Origin of the sequence: Maribellus luteus, assembly GCF_003576475.1 — a bacterium.
In the GTDB taxonomy this organism is placed as follows: Bacteria; Bacteroidota; Bacteroidia; order Bacteroidales; family Prolixibacteraceae; genus Draconibacterium; species Draconibacterium luteum.
Genome location: NZ_QWGR01000021.1, coordinates 20,408 through 44,650, shown reverse-complemented (window position 1 = coordinate 44,650; position 24,243 = coordinate 20,408). Strand labels below are relative to the sequence as shown.

Below are 24,243 nucleotides of genomic sequence, written 5' to 3'. Positions count from 1 at the left end.
TTATCCTTCCCTGTTTGCAGCTGCGCTGTAGACATCTTTTTTTCATTGGGATTTGAAAAAGAACAGAAACGGTTTTAAATAAGAAACATGAAATAAGGAATAAAAAATCAGGAAATATGGACTCTTTTATTCTGTTTTCGACAGTTCGTTATTCCTTATTCTTTATTTCTTATTTTTTTTGCTTATTTCAGACTTAATTATGTGTATGAAAAGTAGCATAGGGAGAAGGAGGAGCTGTCCCGGCAGAAACAGAAGAGAGTCGTTATCTGAGAATTAAAAACATTTTATTTCTGTGAATGTCGCCAGAAAATCATGTTTTGCTTCTTCAGAAAATAATCTTCCGGTACTTGTTGTAAAGAAAAGAAACCACCAGCAGCAGGGCGCCAACCGAAACAAACACAATGGTTTTGGGAACGGTCGCCAAATTAGATAGGTCGTAAACAAACAATTTGATGATGGTTACGCCAAATAGAATAATCGAGGTCAGGCGCAGGTGTTTCTTTTTTTTCCATATCCCGTAAACGATTAGCAAAAAGGAGAGGATTCCCCACAAAATACTGAGTCCGTAGTTGTAGACATTGGCCGAATCGGACAAATTCAGCCAGTGGATCAATTCGCTGCTGCAAATAACGATCAGCGTGATACTCAGCACTACCTCAAAAGTATTCACAATATTTTTCTGGTTAATTTGTACGAGTGAAAACCGGTAGAGTGCGTAAAAAAGCAAAGCCAGAAACAGATAAAACACGTACCTGATCAGCAGGTAATAAATAGTTACATTGTAATTACCAGCTAAATCGGTTGACAGGTAGCTTTCGCGAAGAGAGCCCAGTGAAGATAAGCCGCCTGAAAGCAACACCACCATAAGCAAAAAGCCCATCACCAGAATAAAGCCATTCAGCACCATGTTCCTGATACGTTTATGGTTGACAAATGCCAGGGCCGAAAAGAACAGCACGGAGTAATTCATCATCCAAATGGTTTTGAAAGTGAAAATATCTTTGTTGGTGTTTTCGTAGGCTTTTGTCCAGGTTCCGTTTTCGTTCAACTCGTAGGTTGCATAAATTTGTCGGTTGTTCCAGTATAGATCTATTTGATTGTAAAAAGTGATAAAAATGGTGAGCAAAAAAAGACCTCCGAATAAGATGTTAAACACCTCCAGCCAACTCTTCATTTTGCCTTCTTCAGGCGACCATTGGGTATTGGTATAATATACAAAAGCATATGATGCAGCAACTGCCAGCGATGTCAAAAATGTGAGATTAAGAAGCGGTGTAAATACCTCGTTGATTGTTTGAGGGTAAAAATTGTACGACACCGAAAACCAGTTTACCGTAAGCGCGAAGAAAGTCAGTACCATCAGGGAGGCTGAAATATAGTCGAACAATGGAATTTTCTGACTGCGCCCCAACCAAAACAGGAAAGCCGCTTCGCCCGCCCAAAGAATGGTTATGAGATGGGATTCAAACTGAATGCCGATAGCGATGGTGATCAGTAAAATAACCAGCCCGATTGTCCAGTAAAAAAGTTCTTTTTTTTCGGAACGGTAAACAAGAAAGGCCGTGCTTCCGTGCACAAGGGCATTGATGAACGTAAAAAGTCCTCCGTACGTTTGGCTAAGGTCATTCATGTCGAGTGCCACCATGCCAATGGTATAGAATATGGCTGAATTCAGTATTAGAAAAACGATGTCGTCGATCGCCAGTTTTTCTTTCAGAATGAGTTTGTAAGACAGAAATACCAGGTAGAAGATAGCAAAAAACAGGGACGCAAAAACGAGGGCTGTTCCCAGTTGGTTGTCGTAATCTTTTGATGCAAACCAGGAAATAAAAATGCCCCAGGTGGCCAGAAAAGCAATGTAGTTGAGCGGCTTCCATTGCTTTTTAGTGGAAATAAACAGAATGCCCAGGTTGATAATTGCCATGTAGGTAAAAAGAACAAGTGCGCTCGAAACCGGACTGTATAGAATAAAGGGAACAATGTAGGCGCCGGCCAGGCCAAAGTGGGCGATTACCTGGCGGTCGTAGTACAGGGCAAGTGCCACCGTAAAGACCGTAAATAAAACCATGAGCAGAAAGGCTACCACATACGGAAACAGGCTGTAATAGGTGTAAGCGGCATAGCTTATAAAGTAAAAAATGGCCATGGCACCGCTAAAAAGAACAGCACTGAAATTGAAGTAATTTTCTTTTAACCGAACAGCAAAAAACGCCAGAATTCCGCCAACCAGGTAACCCAGAAGGATGCGCATTAAAGGCGAAATCAGGTTGTTGTCGATGGCATATTTTGCACCGATCCCAACACCGATGATTACCACGATCATTCCTATTTTGTTGATGAGGTTGGTGCCAACAAACTGCTCGAATTCGGAGGTAATGCCACTTTGTTCCCAAAAATTTGGGACTTTTTTACTTTCCTTTTTTACGTAATGTTCTGTGTACCGGGCTTGCTCTTTAGTTGTTGCCGTTTTTTGTGCAAGTGTTTGTTCATGGTGCGTGAACTCCCTGGTTTCTTCAGCAGCAGGCTCGGGCTCTTCCACCTGCAAGCGGACAATATGACGTTGCAGCGCATTTATCTCTTGCTGAAAATCCGATTGTTTTTTTAGTAATTCGTTTAACTTTTGGAGGAGTTCCTGCTTCTCCGATTTTGATACATTCATGAGGAATGGTTCTCTGGATTAGACTTTTGGTTTAAACAACAGTTCCCGTTTTCAAGCTAAACGGTATAATCAGAACAGTAGTGTGTCAATCAATTTACAAAATTAACGTCAGATCAAAAACTTATTGATTACTTTTGCAGCGGCAGGCCGCTTTATCGCTCTGACGTTTACTGTCAGGGAGGAAAGTCCGGGCAACGCAGGGCACCGTGCTTCTTAGCGGGAAGATCTTTGAAAGGGGATAGCAACATAACAGAAAATAACCACCTTGTCCCGATAGCTATCGGGACAGGGAACGGGTGAAAAGGTGTGGTAAAAGCACACCGGTGGTGGTGGCAACATCATCAGCCGTATGTCTCACGGGTTGCAAAGCCATGTATATTCCGGTTGTCCGCTGTTGCGGTACAGCAGAACGGCCCGTTTTGTTCCTAACGCACAAAGGAACCGGAAGGGGTAGGCTGCAGGACCCTGGTAGTGATACCTGGGCTAGATAAATGATAAAGCTTTCCCGGGTGACCGGGATTGACAGGACCCGGCTTACAGGCCTGCCATTTTTTTCTTTTTTATATTTCCCTGAAAAAAATAAATTTCAGAAATTGCCCGGCTTTTCAAATTCAGAAAACGGGTTTGGAGAAGGCAAATGATTTTAGCATTTTTATCCACCTGATTGCTATGACAGAAAAGAAGGATAACAGTGATATTGAAATTCTGAAAACAGAGGGAGTTCGAAAGACCTTTGTAATGAATCAGCCCTTTGTTCCGGCGTTTAGTGCCTTGTTGCTGCTTAAGCAAGGACGTCTTACCGTGAGGTACCGACAAGAAAAACATGTGATTTCAGCTTGCGATATGTTGCTGTTAAACCGCCTGGTGGTTGTTGAGTTGTTGGAGGTGTCGCCAGATGCCGAAATGCTGATGATAGCCATGGGGAACGATTTTCAGCACCGCGTACCCGTGCGTTTCAACAAACTGGATATGATCCAGTATTTTGCTACTTCGCCTGCTTTGCAGTTGTCTTTTTCTGAAAATGAGTTTAACGATATCTGGGAAATTGTCCGGATTATGGAGGACCGGCAACACCATACAGGTTTTGTTTTTACCATCGATCTGCTTCACACGCTCCTGGTGTCAGTTTCTTATATGATGGCCAAGCAAATCAGCGAGAATCTGCCGCTGAAAAACGGCTCCGATTCGCGGCGCGAAAAACTGACGGTTGAATTTATTCGTTTGTTGCATGTGCACTTCCGGCAACAGCATAATCTTAGCTTTTATGCCCAGCGCCTGCGGGTAACTTCAAAACATTTATCAGAGAGTCTGAAGAAAGTAACCGGTTTTACCGGGCGCGAACTGATTAATATGGCATTGGTTTGCGAGGCAAAAGTGCTGCTTGTAAATGATAATCTGAAAGTTGCGGCCGTTTCAGAACAGTTGAATTTTAGTGATCAGTTTGCTTTTAGTAAGTTTTTTAAGCGGCTAACCAATACAAATCCCACCGAATACAGTCGTGGATTGCTTTCGTGTAATCCGTAGTTCAGACATGCTTTCCCGAAGATAGTCTATTCTGAGACGAAGAAAGAATATTGACATTTGTAGCTTTTATGATTAACAGAAAACGAAGGTGCAGACTTGGTTATTTTGAGCCGTTTTTATAAAACAAAGCCGCGTTATTTGTTGGAGTAAGTATTGACAACGAAGCCAGTTCAGCCAAATTTTTAAATAGAATATCAACATATAAAATGTTTCACATAAAAGTGGAAGTGTAACATATTGCAGATCATGTTACTAATTACTTTATGTTGAATTGGATAATATGTCGTAATTTTGAAAGACGGAGATAAAGCAGCAATGTTCGCCAAATGAACCAGGTAGTTGCTTCACTGTTGATTTAGAGAAGCATTCGAAACGTAATTTGACTGAGGATTGCACGGAGAGAAAGCCATAAACAATTGAGTAGATGTGATCTGTTTGCATACAGTAATACAGGATGATAAGCGGGGGAATGATCAGAAAAGCAAAGGGCGGATATGTCTCCAATGGTATAAAGTGCTAAGTCTACTGCTGGCATTTGTACTTGTCGTTTTCGGAAATTGTATAAGAAGTTGCATTAATACTGTAATATGAGATATTTGACCGGCCTTATATTTGTCGTATTTTTTATGAATTCCTTGTTCGCGCAGGAGGAGCAAAATGCCCGGTATAATATATGGGTTCTGGGGATGAATATCGGCGATTTCACGGTAAAGCAAAGGAGTGAAAACGGAAATCTGGACATACAGGCTGTTACCGACGTGGAAGTGAAGTTGCTTGTTCCGTACCGTGTGAAATTTGTTCAAAACAGCACCTACAAACAAGGAAGCCTGGCCAATTTCCATGTACAGACATTAAAAAACGGAAAGGTGAATTCGGATACTAAGCTCGAGAAAAGCGGAGATTCATATGTGCTGGTAAAAGATGGCGATTCGACCCTGGTACACGAGAACATTACCTTTAGCGGGAGCCTGCTTTATTTTAACGAACCTGCCGGAATTTCGCAAGTGTTTAAAGAGCGCAGCGGCGAGGTGCAGAAAATTGAAAAAGTGGATAAGCATACTTATAGGATAAGCGACGAAAAAAACCGGAAAGCACACGAGTATAGTTACAAGGATGGAATACTTCAGGAAGCGGAGTTAAAACACCCGCTGGCCACCGTTTACCTTAAAAGAGTGTTGTAGACTTTGAGCTGATATGATTGTATATTCTGACATAGAACCTGTTTACTACCTGTTGCCACTTATTGGCTTTGTGGTAGGATTGTTTGGAACCATGCTGGGGGGCGGGGGCGGATTTATTTTTCTTCCGCTGCTTACGATTCTGATCGGAGTTCCGATGCAAACCGCGGTAATTACCTCATTGGTTGCCACTCTGCCGATTGCTATTGTCGGAACGGTTGGCCATTCCCGGAAATCAAACATCGATTTCAGAACCGGGTTGGTTTTTGCCTTGGCCGGAATTGCAGGTGCCTTTGTCGGAGCAGGGATTACAAGCCTGATCAGTCCGGGACAGTTGCGGGTAAGTTTCGGAATCTATTCGGTGTTGATTGCCGCTCATATTGCCTATGGAACGATGCGAAAAAACGAACCGGAGCAGAGCATGGAAGCATCTTCCATGCCGTCGGGAATAAAGAACAAGGCCAAAGGTTCGTTTTTTGGTTTGTTTGCCGGAATTATTACCGGAACCTTTGGTACCAGCGGAACAGCCCCGGTGATAGCGGGTCTTTTTTCGATGCAGATTCCGTTAAAGCTGGTGATCGGAACATCGTTGCTGGTGGTTCTGGCCAATACGGTTTTTGCCATTGGCGCCCATTTTCTGGTGGGGCAGATCGATTTTACACTGGTACTTTTTTTAACCGGCGGCTCGGTTATCGGGTCGTTGCTGGGGCCTAATCTTTTGGCTAAAATAAAAACAGACAAGTCGGAGAACAAAGCCCGCTACATTTATGCGGCGGCAATGGTGATTATTGGCGTTTTGATGATCACCGGGTTAAAGAAATAATTTTATAAAAAGAAGATGATTCAAACGATTTACTATATCATTCTTATTTATTTCCTGTTAGGTGGAATAGCGTTTTATTTCATCAACCGGAAAAAAGAACCCGCGGTTGCCCGGGAAAGTTATACCAAGTTTGGCGTTTACTTTCTCATCATCAACGCACTGTTTTTCAGTATTACCATCAACTCGCTTGCGTTTCACTTTATCGCAGTATTTATTATTGCGGGTGGCTTGCTCGAGCTGACTAGCCTGTATCGTAACAGCGGATTCCGGAACAAACGCTTCTTCTTGTTTTCGGTAGTGTTTTTTGTGGTTTTATCAATCGGGTTCTTTTCGTTTAGCGGATTCGACAAAGGATTGATCCTGTTTTCATTTTTGGTGCTTTCCATCTTCGACAGCTTTAGCCAGATTACCGGACAGTTGTGGGGGCGAAAGAAATTGTTCCCCGAAATAAGCCCGAAAAAAACAGTGGGTGGACTTGTGGGCGGAACCTTTGTGGCTTTGGGAAGCAGCTTCCTGTTAAAAGATTTATACGCCGGAAGTACCGTGAGTGCGCTCGTTTTGGCGGTAGGCGTAATTGCTTTTGCCTTTGCCGGAGATTTGTCGGCTTCGTTTTACAAACGAAAATTTGGAGTTAAAGATTATAGTAAACTGATTCCGGGACACGGCGGGCTGCTCGATCGTTTCGACAGCCTGATTGCCGGTGGAGCCTGGGTAGCGCTGTATGTGCAGCTTTTTAGTTTTTGAAAGTATTTTATAGATAGAAATGGGAAATATTGTTGTTTTATCATTTGTGTATCTGGTCGGGATCGTATTGCTGCTGGCATTTAACGAATTAAACTACAGGAGACTAAATCTGAAAGGAGAGTTTACCCGTAAATTTGCTCATTTTATGGCAACTTTGGCAGTGGTCCCCTTCCCATACATAATTCCGTCGCACTGGTATGTTTTGGTACTGGCTATTTTATTTTTCCTGGCGCTTTTCATAACACAGCATAGCAAACAATTAAAATCAATTCACGATATTGAGCGAAAATCTATAGGCAGTTACTTGCTTCCCCTCTCAATTTATGTTACCTTTTTAATAGCAAACCTGCTTGACAATAAGTTCATTTACATTTTGCCCATGCTGATTCTGGCCATTTGCGACCCAATTGCGGCCATTCTGGGGATCAATATTAAAAACTACAACGGTCGCATCGTATTATTTGGGCACAAATTCAACAAAACATGGTTAGGGTCGGGGAGTTTTCTGGTTACCAGTTTCGTAATCAGTTTGATCGCACTGTACTTTCACCGGCATGTGTTCGATATGAAAACATTTCTGCTGGCGATTTCGGTGGCTGTGGCAACCACGGTTGGCGAGCTTATTAGCTGGCGCGGGTCTGATAACCTGACCATCCCGCTTAGCGCAGTAGTGATTTTGGTTTTATTTCTTTAACAGAAAAGTAAAAACGATATATACGGTAGTAGAACTACCTCTAGAAGAAAACAAGAAACATGAAAACGATTGTTATTAACGGAGCAAACGGCTATGTAGCAGCCAACTTTATCAAGGAGCTACTCTTGGAGGATTTCAGAATCATTGCCTTGGTAAGGACGGGAAAACTCCCGTCGGAAGAGAGAATGAGCAACATGCTTACCGATTTGAACGAAGGGGAGGAAATTAAATCCGACAACCTGAAAGTGTATGACTATTCACTGGTTGATGGAAATTTCTCCATTCCGGAAGGGCAGCTGCGCCAGATTTTTCAGGGCGATGTGGATTATTTTCATTTTGCGGCGAGTTTGAAATACGATTTCAAAGCTAAGGATGAAATCTTTCAGACCAACCTGGACGGAGTGCAGAATTCCATGAAGGTATTTTCGGAGTTCGCATCAAAAGGTTCACGCTTTTTCTTTATCAGTACCGCTTATTCGTGCGGAACAATGGATGGAAGGTTTGAAGAGAAATTCTACGACAACGCCGATATTTCCATGTTCCGCAATTATTACGAGCAATCAAAGCGTTTTGCCGAAAACCTGATCAGAAAACAAATAGAAGAGGAGGGATTGAATGGACATATTTTACGTTTATCACAAGTAGTTGGAAACAACAAAACCGGAGTAACCAAAACCGATTACGGGATTTTTGATTTTGCCCGCAGGATTCAAAGCCTGGCCAACCGGCACCCTTACCGGAAACTACGTGTAAAGGTTAACCCGGAGACTACGCAGAACCTGATTCCGATTGATACCGTGGTAACTTACCTGATGCAGATTGTGAAAACACCAGACCTCCCTGTGATTTTGAATGTGGTTGCCAAAGCAGGCATTCGGAATAGTCTCATATTAAGTTGTCTGAGTGAATTGCTTCCGATTACGCTTATTCCTCAACCCGATTTGGAGGTTTCGGAGATGGATTCGTATGAGCGGATTGTTTCCATTGGCATGTCGTTCACCAATAGTTATACAAATGTTGATATGAATTTCGACACCACAAAACTGGACGAAGTGATGCAGGTGGAAGAGAACGAGGCGAGTGAAGCATCCATCCGGGCCATGTTGGAATATTTTTTGGACAAGTCGTCGGATAAAAAAGCCCGGATTGCCAGTTAAGAAGAAAAGAAAAACAGAAATTAGCAGAACATAATTCGTGTAACCGGTACCGGAATTATTTCCCGGTGTGGGTTGCATGTTTTCTTATACAACACCCGGTAAAAGTGCCGGGAACATTGATGAATAAACAATTATAGACAAATGAAACAGATTACAGTAAGAGGGGAAAAAATATTGAATGTGCCCAATTTTATCAGTCTGTACCGACTGCTGGCCTTTCCCCTGATATTTTATTTTGCGCTTACCGGCCAGGAAAACTACTATGTAATTTTCTTGTGTATTAGCCTGGTGAGCGATGTGCTGGATGGAAATATTGCCCGCTTGTTTAAGTTGCAGACCAATTTTGGCGCAGCACTTGACAATCTGGCAGACATATGTACCTATGCCATGGCATTGCTTGGTTTGTTTGTTTTTAAATGGACCGAAATTGAGCCGCATGCCTGGATATTGTACTTATTCCTGACGGTTTTTGTGCTCAGTTACATTGTTTCGTTTTACCGCTTTGGTAAAATACCGGGCTTGCATTTATACTCGGCTGTTTCGGCCGGATACGTTCAAAGTATATTCTTTTTTGTACTCTTTGTTTTTGGGTTTTATACCTGGATGTACTACCTGGCAGTAGGCTGGGGAGTGATCGCTTACATCGAAAAGATTTTTGTACTGCTTCGGCTCGATGATATCCGGATTGGAGTAAAAGGATTGTACTGGATCATTCAGAGTGAGAAAAGGCAGCCAATAAATTAACCGAAATGTTGAGGAGGATATTTACAACTGCCGCACTTCTGGTTGTGGTAAGTTGGTTGGGTAGCGCTCAGGAGGTTAACGGAATTGTGCAGGACGTGGATACAAAAGAAGCCATCCCGTTCGCCAATATCTGGATAAAAGGGACCATGCAGGGGACTCAGTCAAACGTTGACGGCTATTTTGTGTTGAAAAAAACACAGGGAGACACGTTGGCCGTTTCTTCGGTGGGCTATGTTCAGCAGGAATTTGTGTTGAATGGCAAGAATGAACAACTCAAGGTCGAATTAAAAAAGGAGGTTCAGAAAATTGAAGAGGTTACCATCAAGTCTGATATTCCGTTTGCCCGGGTGGTGTTCAACCTTATTCAGAAACACAAGAAGGAAAATCGCGAAAAGCTGGAGCAGGTGCGCGATTACAAACAGCTCGAAAACACTACGGTTTACATTGCGGTAGATACCACAGCAAGAATCAATCGGTTTTTCGATAACATGGAGGAGGTGACCATGGAAATGGAAGGGCAGAGTCTGCGGTTCTCGCCGATTTACCTGCTCGAAGAAGCCGAGCAGGTTTCAGCCGATTCCATGAATGTGGTTTACAGCAAAAAAGACGGCATATTTCCGCGTTTAAACCCGGCCATCGAAAGTTTGCTTCTCGACAATGTGGTGGTGGACCTCGATTTTTACAAAGAGCAAATTCGTATTCTCGACCGCGGTTTTATTTCGCCCATTGCCGGCTCGGCCTGGATGTACTACAACATCTACTTTAACGACAGTGTATACGAAGGCGACCACACGTACTACCACATGACCTATTCTCCCAAGAACCCGCTTAACCCCTTGTTCTCGGGGAGTTTTTTGGTGGATAGTGAAACATTCGCATTAAAAAGTATTGAAGCTTATATTTCGGGCAAGGCCAACCTGAATTTTGTAAACGGATTCAGAGGTACCGTGACGTATAAAACATTGCCCGACGGAGGTTACTTTTTCGATGCGCAGAACATTGGCATCAATCTGTCGATCCGCCTGAACAAGGATTCGGCTTCCTACAGTTCGAAACGTATGGACCAGATTGCCAGTGGAAACTGGCTGATCAATAAAACCACGCAATACTCCAATGCCGACAGGTTAAGCACAATAAAACCAGGTGACTGGAAAAACCAGCCCGAATTTTCAGTTGAACACCTGGGAGAGGAAACCTATTTTACTGTAAATAAGCTGAAAGAGCAGAAGGTGGTAAAAGGGATCGATAAGGTGGGAGGAATGGCGCTTACCAGTTTCTACAATGCCGGAAAACTGGATGTGGGGCCGGTGTTTGATATTTATACGACCAACCGCATTGAGGGAACACGACTGACAGTGCCCCTGCGAACCAGCGAACAGATGTTTAAACGCTTTTCGGTGGGTGGGTTCCTCGGATACGGATCCACCAGTAAAGAGTTTAAGTACGGAGGAAACTTGATCTACCAACCCGGCGCTACCGATAAATTTTTGTTGCGTTTCAGGTATTACAACGATTACAACCTGATTTCGCAGGACAAGTTCTTGCGTTTCGTAAAGAATAATCCCAACAATAAAGGAAATGCCAACTTTATTGCATCCTTTACTACACGCGAGAAAAATCCCTTCCTGAAAGAGGAGCAATATGTGGAATTTCGGGTGGATTATAATGGTGAAAAAGACGTGCATCTGGAAGCTTCTCCTTATATTCTCTGGAACAAGAGTACGCCGTATGTAAGTTTTGTAAGAGACGGTATGTCGCACCCGAAGTACACAAACTACGGGGTTTTGTTTGATTTGCGTCTGGCTTTTCGTCAGCATTACGACAAGTTTTTCTTCGACCGTGTGTATTACATCAACCCGGTGCCGGTGATCAACTTAAGCTGGGATGTGGGTACAACCACCATTCCGGGCGTTAACAGAAATGACCTGGGGTATTATTCGCATTTGCACGGATCGATTTCGGGGCGTTTGCTCTTGGGGCAACTTTTTGTGAATTACATGCTGAACGGCGGCTACCTGTTTGGCGATGCACCTTACGATCTGCTCGATCAGCCGGTGGGGTCTATGTCGCTCGGATTTGCGAAGTACCGCTTTAACCTGCTGCATCATGCATCGTTTGCCCACAATGCGTACACCAACCTGCATGCTCATTTAAACGGTGGTGGTTTTATTTTGAACAAGATACCGGTGATCCGGTCGTTCAAATTGCGTGAAATTGTTTCGATAAAGGCCCATTACGGGAACCTGACCAAAGGATACAAACCGATTTTTGATTTGCCTGGTTTTTACGACAACAGCAAAAACGTGCCTTATGCCGAAATCGGTTTTGGGGTAACCAATGTGTTTAAAGTGCTTCGCGTGGAATATGTAAGACATTTGGGCGGTACATACCGCAATGCCCGTTTCACCGACAAAAACGGCATATTCTTTCGGACTGAAATGAGTTTCTAGATCGGTGAAAGATACATCTGCAACCCGGAGCAAAACCTGCTTTTGGTTGCAGTTTTCTTTTGAATCTAATAAATTCCCCTTGGCTATGCCATGGGGTTCCGCTTTTTCTCCCTCATTGAGGGGAGATGTCAGCCTTTATGGCTGACAGAGGGGTGAAATAAAGAAAATTCGGTTTTCAGCGATTTAGCTGAAATGAAGTTGGCGTAATACTCCTTGGCTCTGCCACGGGGATAGTCAACTTCAAGAATTTTCTTTATTGAGGTCGTTCTGCCGCGAAGAATCAAATTTCGTAAAAGCCGTTTTTTATGGCAAAAACAACCAGGTTGGCCGTATTTTTCGATTGTGTTTTTAACAGCAAATTCTCGCGGTGCTTGTCAACCGTTCTTTTGCTGATGGATAGAATGTCGGCAATTTCCTGGTTGGAACAACCTTTGCAGATCTGGCTCAATACCTCGGTTTCACGTTCGGTTAACTCATAATCGGTTTTCCCCGGCAATTTGTCATTCATCCGGTTTACAATCGACTGAAGGATCTCCATCGAGAAATAATTTCGGCCTTCCAGTACGTCCGTAATGGCTTTTTTTACTTCCGTAAAATTCGAGTTTTTGAGCAGAAAACCGTTTGCGCCGGCTTCAATCATGGCAGAATAGTAGCTTTCGTCGGAATACATCGACACGGCGATTATTTTTATTTCTGGTTGAATTTCGAGTGCTTTCCGGGCAGCTTCGGTTCCGTTCATTCCCGGCATTTCAATATCCAGCAGAGCAACATCCACTTTCTTTTCTTTTAAGCCTCTTAAAAAATCAGCTCCATTCTCTGCTTCGTAAATTTCGTTGGCGAAATCGAGCCGCGAAAGCAGGAATTTCAATCCTTCGCGAAAAAGCGAGTGGTCGTCCACCACGTATATGTTTATTTTCTTCATTTTAAGGGGATTTGAATGTTGATGCTCATGCCTTTTCCGGGTTCTGATTCGAGGTAATAGAATCCGTTCATTGATTTTATGCGCGAACGAATATTTTCGAAACCCATTCCTTTCCCGCGCAGCGAGTTGGGTTCGTCTTTCATTTCAAACCCGGCTCCATCGTCGGAATATGCCATTTTCAGGTGTTCTCCTTCTTCTGAAATATCCACCGAAATGGTTTGAGGCCGGGCGTGTTTGAGGGTGTTGTTCAGGAGTTCGCATATCACCCGGAACAGGCCCGTTTCAATGTCGTAATGAAAACGCCTGGAATCAATGTTGCCGCTCAGCTTAAAATCGATGCTTGAGTTGGCCAGCATTTGACCGGCAATGGCTTCGAGTGCCTTTGTCAAACCATGATTTTTTAAAAGATGCGGGCTCAGGTGATTGGATATTTCTTTTAATGCCACGATGGCTTCGTCGGTGGCTTTGCAGGTAAGTTCCACCATTTTTTGGTTCGAATGATCCATTGTGTCGGTATCAATGGCGCTTACCGTCATTTTTATCGACGAAAGAACCGGCCCGAGTCCGTCGTGTAAATCGCGGGCAATCGACTGCCGGGCTTGCTCTTCCCCCTGGATAACCGCTTTTAGCAAGCGCGATTCGTTTTCTTTCCGAAGCAGCTCAATCCGGTCCTGTAAGTTGAAAATCTGCCGGATAAAGATAACGCCGGCCAGCATGAGGATGGAGATCATAACACCAATCCAGCTTTCTACTTCGACTTTCGAAACCAACTGCGTTTCCCAGAAAAGAGCGGAAAATTCAAACAGGCGGCGCAGCGCCATTAGTACAAATCCTGCCGAAATCAGGATCCACGAAACGTTAAAACGCGTACGGCGAATCAAACTGACTGCCGTAATCGCCGCTCCCAGCTGAATAAGCATCGAGAGCAGCAAGGCGATCTTGAGCAACATTTGGTTTTTTGGTAAAGGTAGCTTTTTTGCCCGTTTGGCACTCGGAAGTTGCGGTAACTTTAGCCGCCGGGGCACTGCAATTCTTCAACGAAGCGTTGATGCGGCCTTATTAAAACAGAAAAGCCCCGAATTTCTCCGGAGCTTGATTCTGAAAGTATCTTTTTTCTGAATTATCTTCACTCAGATTATTGATCCAATGGTTGGTGGTTTTTCATGGCGGCAGCAGCGTTGTCTGCCAGCTTCGTCATTTCCTGAACCACTTTTGGGTGTGCATCTGCTACGTTGGTTTCTTCTCCCTGGTCGTTGTTGAGGTCGTACAGTTGCGGAGTTTCAAAATTACCTGTCCAGTGTTTTCCCGGAAGAATGAGTTTCCAGTTTTTATATCGGACACTCATTAAGCGCCCTGTGGCAGTAAAACCATACACTGCTTTGTGCGGAGATTTGGCACCTTTTTCGTTTTTCATTAAAGGCTGAATGTCTTTTCCGTCAATTACCCGGTCGGTAGGGATTTGGGCTCCCGCAAGGTCGGCGAAAGTGGTAAAAAGATCCATCCCTGTAATCATCTCGTCACATTGGGTTGAAGCAGGAATATTTCCCGGCCATTTCATGATGCACGAAACACGGATACCGCCGTCAAAACGTTCCTGGTATTTGCCTTCGCGCAGCAGGTGTTCGCGGCTTTCATCGGTAAAACCGCATTTGCCGTAACAGTTCTCCAGCTCTTCGTCGCGGTGCACCAGTGGCCCGTTATCCGACGTAAAAACAATGATGGTATTGTCTTCAATTTTCAGTCTTTTCAAGGTATTCAGAATAATACCCACCGAGCGGTCGAGGTATTCCACGGCGTCGCCATAGGCTCCGGCTTTGCTTTGCCCTTCAAAACCTCTCGGAACAAAATACGGAGTATGGGTTTCGATGTTGGCATACTGCAGGTAGAAAGGCTTTTTATCCTGTACTGAGCGGTAGATAAACTTGCAGGCTTCGCGGGTAAAAAGCGCCGGCAGTTCGGCCAAATCGTTGTTGTCGCATCGTTGGATAACCTGGGCCTGTTCAATCAGCGGAATTTGCGGATCGCTGATGCCGTTGGGCCGCCATCCTGAGTTCCCGATACGTTCCGGGCCGTGGTCGTTGGGGTAGGGAATGCCCAGAAATTCGTCAAAGCCATGAACACAGGGCAGGTACTGAGGCAGATGTCCCAGGTGCCACTTCCCGTACAAGCCGGTGGTGTAGCCTTGTTCCTTCAGCAATTCGGTGATCGAAACTTCCAGTTCGTCCTCGAGCCCGGTGGTGGAGTGCGGAAAAAGCACATACAAACCGGTACCGTTGTTTACCCTCGATGCGTAACGGCCGGTTAAGGCAGAAGCCCGCGACGGGGTGCAGGTGCCATGCGGAGTATAGAAATTGGTAAACTTCATCCCGTCTGTTGCCAGCTGGTCGAGATTCGGAGTATTGATGTCTTTCGCACCAAAACAGCCCAGGTCGTCATAACCCACATCGTCGGCAATAATATGAATGATGTTGGGTTTTGTTATTTCCTGTGCGTTGATGAAGGGGGTAAAAAAGGTGGCAACAATTAAAGTGAAGAGTTTAATTTTTACACGCATGAATTTTAGTTTTATAGTGATTTATTTTTTTGTTTCAGCTTTCTACGCAGGTGTCAGGGGTTTTCATTCGACAGCTTTTGGGCGCTTTGGTTTAAGCTCTTTTGTTGATGAAAGCAACAAAGTTGCCGCAAAGAAACGGGATTTCTTTTATCGGAGGCAAGACTTTTGTCATCTAATAAACAAAGCTTAATGTAACTTTTTGTTTGCTTTTTGTTGAATATGACAGAATTATGATTTTAAAGTGCCTGTGCACGTGGTACTATATATGTTTCGGGTGAGTAGCCCGTTTGTTTTAGTTTTAAAACTGACTTGGTGGCATTCCCGGTTGCATTCAAAAAGTAATCTCTTAACTTAGTTCGGGTAAAGACAGGCCGCGGATTGATTTTCTTCCTTTTTAGCACGAAATTTGGAGAAATCAACGATCTCTGATTTTTAAACTGATCGGAAAATTAATCTACTGCGAAAAATAAGTCGATCTGTTCAAGTTCTGCAGGAACAGGCTTTTTTGTATCGATATTTGATCTATGGTAAAAAACGGATACTACATATTTTTATGGATGTTGGCGTTGCAAGTGTTTGCCTCCAGGTTGCAGGCACAGGAAAATTATGAGATCAGGCGGATTGATTTTGTCGGAAATAAAACCCTGGAGAAAAGCTATTTGATGGATAAAATGGCGACCGATGAGGTGTCGTACCTCGACAAGGTTTTTTCCAAAGACGAACCAACTCTTTTTAACCGCGATCTGATGGAGATTGAAATGGAGCGACTCCGGAAAGTTTTCCAGGGAGAAGGTTTTGTGGATGTGAAAATTAAACTCGATCCGCCCAAAGTCAACGACCAGAAGAAAACAGTGCACCTTCTGTTTGTGATAGAAGAAGGCGAACCTTATACGATCGATTCCGTTTTGTTCCGGTTCAGTGGTCCTGGCGTGTCTTTCAACAACGATTCTCTTGCAAAGGCGAAAATGAAGGAGCTGAAGTTGCTGGAAGGGGAACGTTTTAGGGACGAGTCTCTAAAGGAAGATCTTTCGGTTGTCCGCAACATTTTTCTGGATTTGGGCTATGCTTATGCCCAGGTTGATTACGAACTGGGATTAAAAACCGACCGGCATTCAACGTCCATCACCTACGTGGTTTCTCCGGGGCCGGTTTGCGTGCTTGGCGAAACCAGGCTTGTAGGGAATAAGAAGATTTCAGCAAAATTTATTGAGAAACAGGTTATTTACAAAGAAGGCGACCGGTACGACAAATCGGTGCTGGATAAAACGCGGGAGGATTTGTACCATCTGCGGCTTTTCAGAATTGTGTCGGTACTTCCGCAAAAAGAATATGCGACCTTAAAAAATCCGATTCCGGTGACTTTGTATGTGGAGGAAGCTCCGCGGGTAAACACCAAGTTTGGGGTGGGGTACGGAACGGAAGATAAGTTCAGGACTTTTGCCGACTTTACCTACCTCGGATTTTTGGGTACGGCGCGGCGTATTAATATTTACGCCAAACATTCGGCGCTGGAACCTTACTATTTCAGTTTTAAGTGGACCCAGCCAAAGCTTTTTAACAAGAAAGGGTCTATTTCGATCAATCCCTTTCTGGGCATCAATTCAGAGCCGGGGTACGAAACCCGCACCTATGGTATAAACCTGCCATTGACTTATGAATTTGATAATAGCCTGAACTCTACGCTGACATATTATTATGAAAAAGTGGAGCAGCGCATTGAAGCGGGAGATACCGAAGTTCCTGATCCGGAGGATGAGGAATATCTTTACAATAAATCCGGGATTCAATATAGTTCTGTTTATTCAACTGCAAAACCCAAATTCTCTCCGGAACAGGGGGTAAATATTTCGCTGGGAGTAAAGTTGAACGGCTACGTGTTTGGTGGCGATTTTAGCTACGTTCGTTTGTGGAGTGATTTCCGTACTTACCAGAAAATAGGCGACTGCGTGCTGGCGCTTCGTCTGATGGAAGGCGGGATTTACTCGTCGGATGCCAGTGGTTTTATCCCGGTTGAAGACCGTTTCTACTCGGGTGGAAGCAATTCCATCAGGGGGTGGAGCCGTTCGGAGTTGGGGCCGAAACGCGAAAGTGGCACTCCGATGGGAGGAAAAAGCATTCTCGAAGCCAACATCGAGTTGAGGTATCCGCTGTTTAGACGGGTGAATGGTGTGGCTTTTTTTGAAAGCGGCAATGTGTGGGAAAAAGCATTTCATTACCGGCTGAATGAATTGGCTTATGCCGTTGGTGGTGGTTTGCGCATTGAAACACCCATCGGGCCCGTGCGTTTTGATGTGGGCGTACCACTTTGGAATGAAAAGAGAAGTGCCCAGTTTTTTTTGAGTGTAGGACAGGCTTTTTAGTATGAAATGAAGCGATTATTGCGATACATATTTCTTGTGCTTGCCTGGCTGTTCGCCGGTGTGGTGGCTTTGCTGCTTGTTGCCGTTCTGCTTATTCAAACCGGGCCGGTAAAACGCAAAATCGTGCAAATCGCCGAAACGCAGGTTTCAAAAACCGTAAATGGTCAGCTGAGTATTGGAAATCTAGAGGGGGATTTTTTTAATAAACTGAAGCTGGAAAATGTTTGCTGGACGGTTGAAAAAGATACCTTTCTGTTTGTGGAATCGGTGAGTGCTTCGTACCGGCTTCTGCCTCTGCTGCACGGCGAGCTGCTATTAAATTCGGTGCAACTCACGAAGCCTTATGTCAGGTTAAAGCAGGAAGTTGATTCAACCTGGAATTTTCAGCGTCTGGTTCCGGAAACGAATAGCAACGAAGTGGATACAAGCAGTGCTTCCGGAAATTTTCAGATTATTTTATCCGACTTTGAACTGGCAGAAGGCAAGCTGCGGATTCAGGCACTTGATTCGCTGATTCCGCGTGAGGTGAACAACCTGAATGTAAACATGGCGTTGAAATACGCCACAGAGAAACAGGAGCTCCGGTTAAAGAAACTGGCTTTTCATACTCTTCATCCCGATTTTCAGTTGGCAGAGCTTTCGTTGGATATTGTGCGCGACCAGGAAGCTGTTTCCCTTCGTAACTTTCATGTAAAAACAGCCCGGAATGCGTTAAAGGGAGAAGCAAATTATTCGGATGTTTCGTCTTTAAATGTGGCTGCCAAACTGGAAAGTGAACCTGTGAACCTGAATGAATTTGAGTTTTTTATTCCTGCAATAAAACTGTCGGCAAAACCGGTGGTAAACTTTTCTTCGAAGATCGTTGAAGGAGAACTGGAGGCCTCTTTGGCGGTGAATGATAAAGAGCAAGGGCTGCAATTGGACCTTTTTTCCGAGAACTTTGGCCGTTTTTTGGATGATCCTCAGTTTGCCGGTTTAAAATACCGTTTAACAGGTGACATCCGAAATGTAAACCTGGCTTACTGGCTGGGAGATCCGCAGCTTAATTACCTCTTGAACGGCAGGTTAAATCTCGACGGTGAAGGTACCGATCCCAAAACGGCCCGCTTGAACCTGGATGCCGATTTTAGCAATTGCCTGTTTGCCGGAAAACCGGTGGAGCAGTTAAAAATGACGCTTTGGTTGGACAAGGGAAACCTGTTGGGAGATATTACCGGAGAAGGGAACTTTGGCTTTGTGTCGCTGGTTCCCGAAATAAAAAACTGGCAGGGAAACCCGGAGTACCGGCTTCGTGCCCGGACGCGTAATTTAAACCTTGCTCCTTTGCTCGGAAACGATTCTTTGCAATCGGATATTAACCTGAAAGCCCAAATGGCAGGCAGAGGTTTTGATCCTGCTGCTCTTACCGCATCTGCAAACATTGTTGTTGCTGAGTCTGAGTTTGCGGGCTTTGTTCTTGATTCATTGGTTGGAAACTTTCGGTATGCACAAAAGAATATTGGGATAGATTCGTTATGGGCGCAAGCTCAGGCCTTGCGTGTAAATGCCAGCGGAAATTACAGTCTGGAAGATCATTCGGATATTCGTGTTGAGGCGGTGATTGACAGCATTCAGCCATTTTGGGCTTACCTGCCTGTGGATAGTTTATATGGCAAAGGAAAAGTGGAAGCGCATGTTTGGGGCACGCCCGATTCTCTTTTGCTGAATTCACTGGCAGAGCTGGAAGAAATTGCTTTTTCCGGTTTGACAGCAAAAAAACTGAAGCTAAAAGGAAGTGGCAGCATTACATCGACTGATACAATTTTCGCGGCACAGCTTGTGGCCGAAAAGCCGGGTACAGCTTATTTTATGCTCGATACAGTTAACGTGGCCGCAGAATACCGTACCGATTCTGTGTGGCTGACGGCGCAGCTTGCCGGAGAGCAGCTGAAAAGTGCACTAAGTACCCGGGTTTTGTTGGGCGATACAATGAGGGTGGAACTCTCGGACTGGAGTCTCGATTTTATGAACCAACATCTGGAACTGGTAAATGCACCCGCCTGGTTTGAAATGGATTCGCTGGGGTACCGGTTGCAAAACTTCAAAATGGCTTCCGACGCTTCGGATACGTCCCAGTTTATAAAAGCAGAAGGTACGGTTTCGCTGAAAGGGGAGGAGGATTTTAAACTGGAGATAGCCCATGTTGATATTGGCCAGTTGCTGGAAAGTTTGGGGCAGAAAGCTGATGTGTTCGGAAAAGTAAATGCCAGCATTGCTTTAACAGGCACCGCTGCAAACCCCGCGCTGACCAGCGATTTTTCGATTGATAATGCCTTGGCTTACGGCTATCGCTTTTCGGCTTTGGGAGGCGGGTTTGGTTTGGAGAACCAACGCTTTCAGTTTCAGGGGCAGGCAATTCCGGCTGATTCGGGGAGTATTACCATAAATGCTGCCATGCCGGTAAATGCCCGGCTGGATAGTATGAATTTTGGGGTAGACCCGAAAGATACCGTAAATGCACTGCTGCGTGTTGATCGTTTTCCATTGGCATCACTGCCTTTCCTGAAGGCCGGGGAGCAAATCAAAGGAGAAATGAACGGAGAAGTGGCGGTGGGTGGAACGCTGGAATCGCCCGATCCCAAAGGAAGTCTGAAGTTACTGGATGCTGCAGTAATTATGCCGGAGTATGGAATAAACTACCGCGACATTGTTTTCGAACTTAATTTTTCAGAAAAGGCAGCGAGGCTCGATTCCTTCTTTATCAAATCGCCCGACGGTGTTTTGCAGGCCAGCGGTGCTGTTGACTTTCAATCAGCTTTTTACAAAGGTGGAATCCAGAAATCGGAAGTTCACATTCAGTTTAAGCGTTTTAACCCGTTTAGCCACCGGCATTACAACATGCAGCTTTCGGGCGATGTAAACCTGAAAGGAGAGGCCGGCGACGTTGTTTTTTGGGGTGATTTGAAGGTGCCCAAAGCCGAAATTTACCTGCCTGCGGTTATGAACCTGATGGGAAAAATCAGTGCACCGGAAATTCCGGACCCCATTCTGCTGCGCGAAATTGAAAAGCTTTCGCAAAGTGCCGATTCTTTAAGCATGTCCGGTTTGGATTCAGTAGCTACAGTAAAGGATACAATCAATCTTAACTACTTCGATAATTTTACCGGAAAGCTGAATATCGAGTTTCCGCAGAATACCTGGATCAAAAACAAAGATATGTTTGTGGAAATTTCGGGCGACCTGGATGTGGTAAAAAACAACGAGTATTTTGAACTCTTCGGAAAAATTGATGTGGTGCGCGGGCAGTACGACTTGTTTGGAAAGATATTTAAAATTGACGAAGGCTCGGTAACTTTTCTGGGAGGCGAGGAAATGATGCCAATGTTAAACGTTAAAGCTTCCTACGTTTTCCGTAACTCCGACCGTGCCGAGCAAAAGCTGAGCGTGGCCATTTCAGGAAAAGCATCTGAGCCAACCATTCAGTTTTTACTGGACGACGCGAGTATCAGTGAAGGAGATGCTTTGTCGTACCTGATTTTTGGGAAAGGCGTAAACGAGCTTTCGGTTGCTCAGCAGGACAATGTGCCCGGTGCCGGACAACTGGCCGGGTCGGCGGCAATGGCCGTGCTTTCTTCGCAACTGACCGATCTGCTGGGAAGGAGCCTGAATGTAGACTACATTGAAGTAAAAGGCTACGGCGATTTTGAAAATTCCGGGTTTGTGGTGGGAAAATACATTACCAACGATTTGTTTGTAAGTTACGAGCAACGCTTTGGCGAAACCGACGAAAAAGACATTGCCAAATACGAAGTAAAGCTCGAATACGAGCTGTTTCGCTTTTTGTTTCTTCAGCTTAATAACTCTTCTACCGACAGTGGTTTCGATCTGATTCTGAAACTAAATTCAAAATAGGATTTATACCGATTTAACAACAAAATGTAGCATTCTTTCACTTTGTTCAGACTGCTCCTTTGTTGTAGTATCGGCATTAACCATTGTAAGCTTCCAAATTCCGTACGGCATTTTAAAGAACAATTGGTATTACTAATATTTTTAATTTTGTTCGATATTAAAATATACCTATTATGAAGTCTTTATGCTTAACAGTGGCTCTTCTTCTGGCATTGGTGTCAGGGGTGTTCGCCGAGGAAAAAACAGATACATTAAAAGTGCTTTGCTACAATTTGCGTTTTGGCGAGTTGGCTTCGCTCGAAGAGCTTGCCGCTTTTATTAAAGAAGAGCAGCCTGATGTGGTTGCCTTGCAGGAAGTGGATTGCCACACCAACCGGGAAAGAGCGCCTCTTCAGAACGGAAAGGATTTTATAACAGAGCTTGGTTATCGCACAGGCATGTTGTCGGCCTACGGAAAAACAATTCCCTACGCCGGTGGATACTACGGTATCGGTATTCTTTCACGCTTTCCTTTGGCATCGGTAGAACGTATTTACCTGCCCAAAACCGAGCACGGAAAAGAGCAGCGGGCCATGTTGGTGAGCCATGTTGAATACGAGGAAGGAAAGTATTTTACGTTTGCCTGCACACACCTCGATTACACCAATACTGAGGAGCGGCAGGTTCAGGTGGCTAAGCTGAATGAAGTGCTGCAAAAAGAACCCTATCCGGTAATTGTTTGCGGTGATTTTAATGCACGTCCCGATTCAAAAGAAATCGTTGAAGGCATGGCCGACTGGAAACGCTTGTGCAACCTGGATTCTACTGTTCCGGCGAAAGAGCCCCGTCATAAAATCGACTACATCTTTGCCTATCCGCAGGAAAAGTGGGAGGGGATTGAAAATATCACCTGGAAAGTTCAGCTTTCCGATCATTTGCCCATTGGCGCTGTGGTAGAACTTCGTTAGGAAACCGATTTATCCGGCTTCTTATTTCGAGTATAAAAAAAGCTCCGAAGAAATTCGGAGCTTTTTTTTGGTGACTCAGCTGAGGCTCGAACCCTATTTTACTGTCTCAGCTTCTTTAATAATGCTAACTGTGTTAAATATCTAGATTTGTTTTATTAATAATAGAAGCTCACTTTAGTAGGTGAGTTAGTACTTATAAATTCTTTCGAATTATTACTCGTAATTTAGACTATTGGAAGATTCCAGGGATCTCGATATTTTGCTTGAGCATAAGCACTTGCTTTAGGATTATTCACAATGCTCCTTGTTATTGGATCATATGAAATACAGGAACTTGTCCGGTATGAAATATTTCCGAGATGAGCTAAAATTGTTGCAAATGCTCCTTTCTCAACCGGGCTGTTCGTATTTTTCGATTGATTTTGAATGCACTGGCACCAATTACTGGCATGAGCTTCGATACCTCCATCCTCAAATTTTCCTTTGAGAAGAACTGCTTCTGCCAAAGGATTTCTGTCCTTTCCTATCTCTGGAATCAGTTCATATCCTTCTCGGTTGCAAACAAGAGTGCCCTTACTTCCGATCCAGGCTACACCCTGGTTTCGATTATACAATTTAGCCACTTGTTGGGTCCATTCAATATGAAAATTTTTATATTGAAAAATGGTAGTCTGGCAACTTGGCGTCTCATTAAAACTTTCAGGATGTTTATAGGCCGACGAAAAAACAGCCTCCGGATAAGAGCGGTCGCAAAGCCCTAGTGCTTTTAATCCATCAAATGCTGAATCAATCCAGTGAACTCCCCAGTCGGTTTGTTGTCCTCCACCATAGTCCCAGAACGTGCGCCAACTCCAATAACGATGATTGTTGAAAGGTCGCTTTGGAGCCGGTCCTAACCACATATCATAATCAATGTATTCAGGGGCAGTAGTATCTTCGACTTTCGCAATCGGATTGGTTGGTTCATTGATCCAGAGCTGCACTTTGTATACATCACCAAGCACTCCCGATTTTAATATTTCGTTTGCTTGCCGAAAATAGCGCTGGCTGGTTTGCCATAAACCTGTCGTTACAACTTCCTGGTATTTTTTCTGTAAATCAATCAGCAAGTTGCATTCTTCAATTGTATTGGCCACAGGTTTTTCAATATAAATAGCCTTCTTTGCTTTTAGTGCTTCGGCAAAAATGTATGTATGCCAATGGTCAGGTGTGGCGACAATTACTCCGTCAATATCTTCGTTTTCCAAAAGCTTTCTGAAATCTGTATACAAGAGCATGCTTGATGTCTGTTCCGGAAAATCCTTTTTAAAACGTGTAGCCTGTTCTTCAAGTCGTTGTTGATTGACATCACACAAGCCCAGGCAATGAACCCACGGATTGTCGGTTAGTGCTCCCTGTAAATCACGGCATCCCATTCCTACCCCGATAACTCCCAAATTTACATTTTGGCTTGAAGAGTGTTGAGGTACACTTTGTATTGTTTTTGCTGAAATGATGGACGATAATCCTATCCCTGCTGTTAAAGCTGAAGTTTTTTTTAGAAACTCTCTTCTATTTGTATTCATGATATTTCGTATTAAAATGTCGAACTCTGTG

At 44.2% G+C, this 24,243-nt stretch carries 16 protein-coding genes and 1 other RNA gene; 12 read left to right on the top strand and 5 right to left on the bottom strand.

What is annotated here, in order from left to right:
- Nucleotides 1-325: 325 nt before the first annotated feature.
- Nucleotides 326-2,659, bottom strand: a complete 2,334-nt coding sequence (locus tag D1614_RS21995) for a DUF2339 domain-containing protein (RefSeq protein ID WP_119440155.1) — start codon at nt 2,657-2,659, stop codon at nt 326-328.
- 139 nt (nt 2,660-2,798) lie between these two features.
- Here D1614_RS21995 and rnpB point away from each other — a divergent pair.
- The 9 genes from rnpB to D1614_RS21950 all read left to right on the top strand — a co-directional run bounded on the left by rnpB (nt 2,799) and on the right by D1614_RS21950 (nt 11,973).
- Nucleotides 2,799-3,212: RNase P RNA component class A (gene rnpB / locus D1614_RS21990), an RNA gene on the top strand.
- Nucleotides 3,213-3,283: 71 nt separating this feature from the next.
- The gene (locus D1614_RS21985; RefSeq protein ID WP_147384342.1) at nt 3,284-4,183 is read left to right on the top strand and encodes a helix-turn-helix domain-containing protein; all 900 of its coding nucleotides are present in this window, start codon (nt 3,284-3,286) and stop codon (nt 4,181-4,183) included.
- A 626-nt stretch (nt 4,184-4,809) separates the two neighbouring features.
- Nucleotides 4,810-5,364: a DUF6134 family protein gene (locus D1614_RS21980; RefSeq protein WP_119440154.1), complete on the top strand. Its 555-nt coding sequence runs from the start codon at nt 4,810-4,812 to the stop codon at nt 5,362-5,364.
- Between the two features lie 13 nt (nt 5,365-5,377).
- On the top strand, nt 5,378-6,184 hold the full coding sequence (locus D1614_RS21975; protein ID WP_119440153.1) for a sulfite exporter TauE/SafE family protein: 807 nt from the start codon (nt 5,378-5,380) through the stop codon (nt 6,182-6,184).
- Between the two features lie 15 nt (nt 6,185-6,199).
- Nucleotides 6,200-6,928 carry a phosphatidate cytidylyltransferase gene (locus D1614_RS21970; protein WP_119440152.1) on the top strand — a complete coding sequence of 243 codons (729 nt, stop codon included), beginning with the start codon at nt 6,200-6,202 and terminating at the stop codon, nt 6,926-6,928.
- 19 nt (nt 6,929-6,947) lie between these two features.
- Nucleotides 6,948-7,622 (top strand): phosphatidate cytidylyltransferase, encoded by a 675-nt coding sequence (locus D1614_RS21965; RefSeq protein WP_119440151.1) that lies wholly within the window; start codon nt 6,948-6,950, stop codon nt 7,620-7,622.
- A gap of 59 nt (nt 7,623-7,681) precedes the next feature.
- The gene (locus tag D1614_RS21960) at nt 7,682-8,779 is read left to right on the top strand and encodes an SDR family oxidoreductase (protein ID WP_119440150.1); all 1,098 of its coding nucleotides are present in this window, start codon (nt 7,682-7,684) and stop codon (nt 8,777-8,779) included.
- Nucleotides 8,780-8,920: 141 nt separating this feature from the next.
- Entirely contained in the window at nt 8,921-9,523 is a 603-nt protein-coding gene (locus D1614_RS21955; protein ID WP_119440149.1) for a CDP-alcohol phosphatidyltransferase family protein, read from the top strand.
- A 5-nt stretch (nt 9,524-9,528) separates the two neighbouring features.
- Nucleotides 9,529-11,973: a DUF5686 and carboxypeptidase-like regulatory domain-containing protein gene (locus D1614_RS21950; protein WP_119440148.1), complete on the top strand. Its 2,445-nt coding sequence runs from the start codon at nt 9,529-9,531 to the stop codon at nt 11,971-11,973.
- Between the two features lie 280 nt (nt 11,974-12,253).
- Here D1614_RS21950 and D1614_RS21945 read toward each other — a convergent pair whose 3' ends face one another.
- The 3 genes from D1614_RS21945 to D1614_RS21935 all read right to left on the bottom strand — a co-directional run bounded on the left by D1614_RS21945 (nt 12,254) and on the right by D1614_RS21935 (nt 15,449).
- Entirely contained in the window at nt 12,254-12,895 is a 642-nt protein-coding gene (locus tag D1614_RS21945) for a response regulator transcription factor (RefSeq protein ID WP_175579296.1), read from the bottom strand.
- Nucleotides 12,892-13,845, bottom strand: a complete 954-nt coding sequence (locus D1614_RS21940) for a sensor histidine kinase (RefSeq protein ID WP_119440147.1) — start codon at nt 13,843-13,845, stop codon at nt 12,892-12,894. The genes D1614_RS21945 and D1614_RS21940 overlap by 4 nt, the downstream gene beginning before the upstream one ends.
- Nucleotides 13,846-14,030: 185 nt before the next feature.
- On the bottom strand, nt 14,031-15,449 hold the full coding sequence (locus tag D1614_RS21935) for a sulfatase family protein (RefSeq protein WP_119440146.1): 1,419 nt from the start codon (nt 15,447-15,449) through the stop codon (nt 14,031-14,033).
- Between the two features lie 524 nt (nt 15,450-15,973).
- Between D1614_RS21935 and D1614_RS21925 the strand changes: the two genes are divergently transcribed.
- The 3 genes from D1614_RS21925 to D1614_RS21915 all read left to right on the top strand — a co-directional run bounded on the left by D1614_RS21925 (nt 15,974) and on the right by D1614_RS21915 (nt 22,647).
- Nucleotides 15,974-17,809, top strand: coding sequence for a BamA/OMP85 family outer membrane protein (locus D1614_RS21925; RefSeq protein WP_119440144.1), 1,836 nt, complete (start codon nt 15,974-15,976; stop codon nt 17,807-17,809).
- Nucleotides 17,810-17,827: 18 nt separating this feature from the next.
- Complete coding sequence (locus D1614_RS21920; RefSeq protein ID WP_162304604.1) at nt 17,828-21,700, top strand: translocation/assembly module TamB domain-containing protein; 3,873 nt, start codon at nt 17,828-17,830, stop codon at nt 21,698-21,700.
- Nucleotides 21,701-21,873: 173 nt separating this feature from the next.
- Nucleotides 21,874-22,647: an endonuclease/exonuclease/phosphatase family protein gene (locus D1614_RS21915; RefSeq protein ID WP_119440142.1), complete on the top strand. Its 774-nt coding sequence runs from the start codon at nt 21,874-21,876 to the stop codon at nt 22,645-22,647.
- Nucleotides 22,648-22,871: 224 nt separating this feature from the next.
- Here the strand turns inward: D1614_RS21915 and D1614_RS21910 are convergent, their stop codons facing one another.
- Entirely contained in the window at nt 22,872-24,212 is a 1,341-nt protein-coding gene (locus D1614_RS21910) for a Gfo/Idh/MocA family protein (RefSeq protein ID WP_119440141.1), read from the bottom strand.
- Nucleotides 24,213-24,243 lie beyond the last annotated feature (31 nt).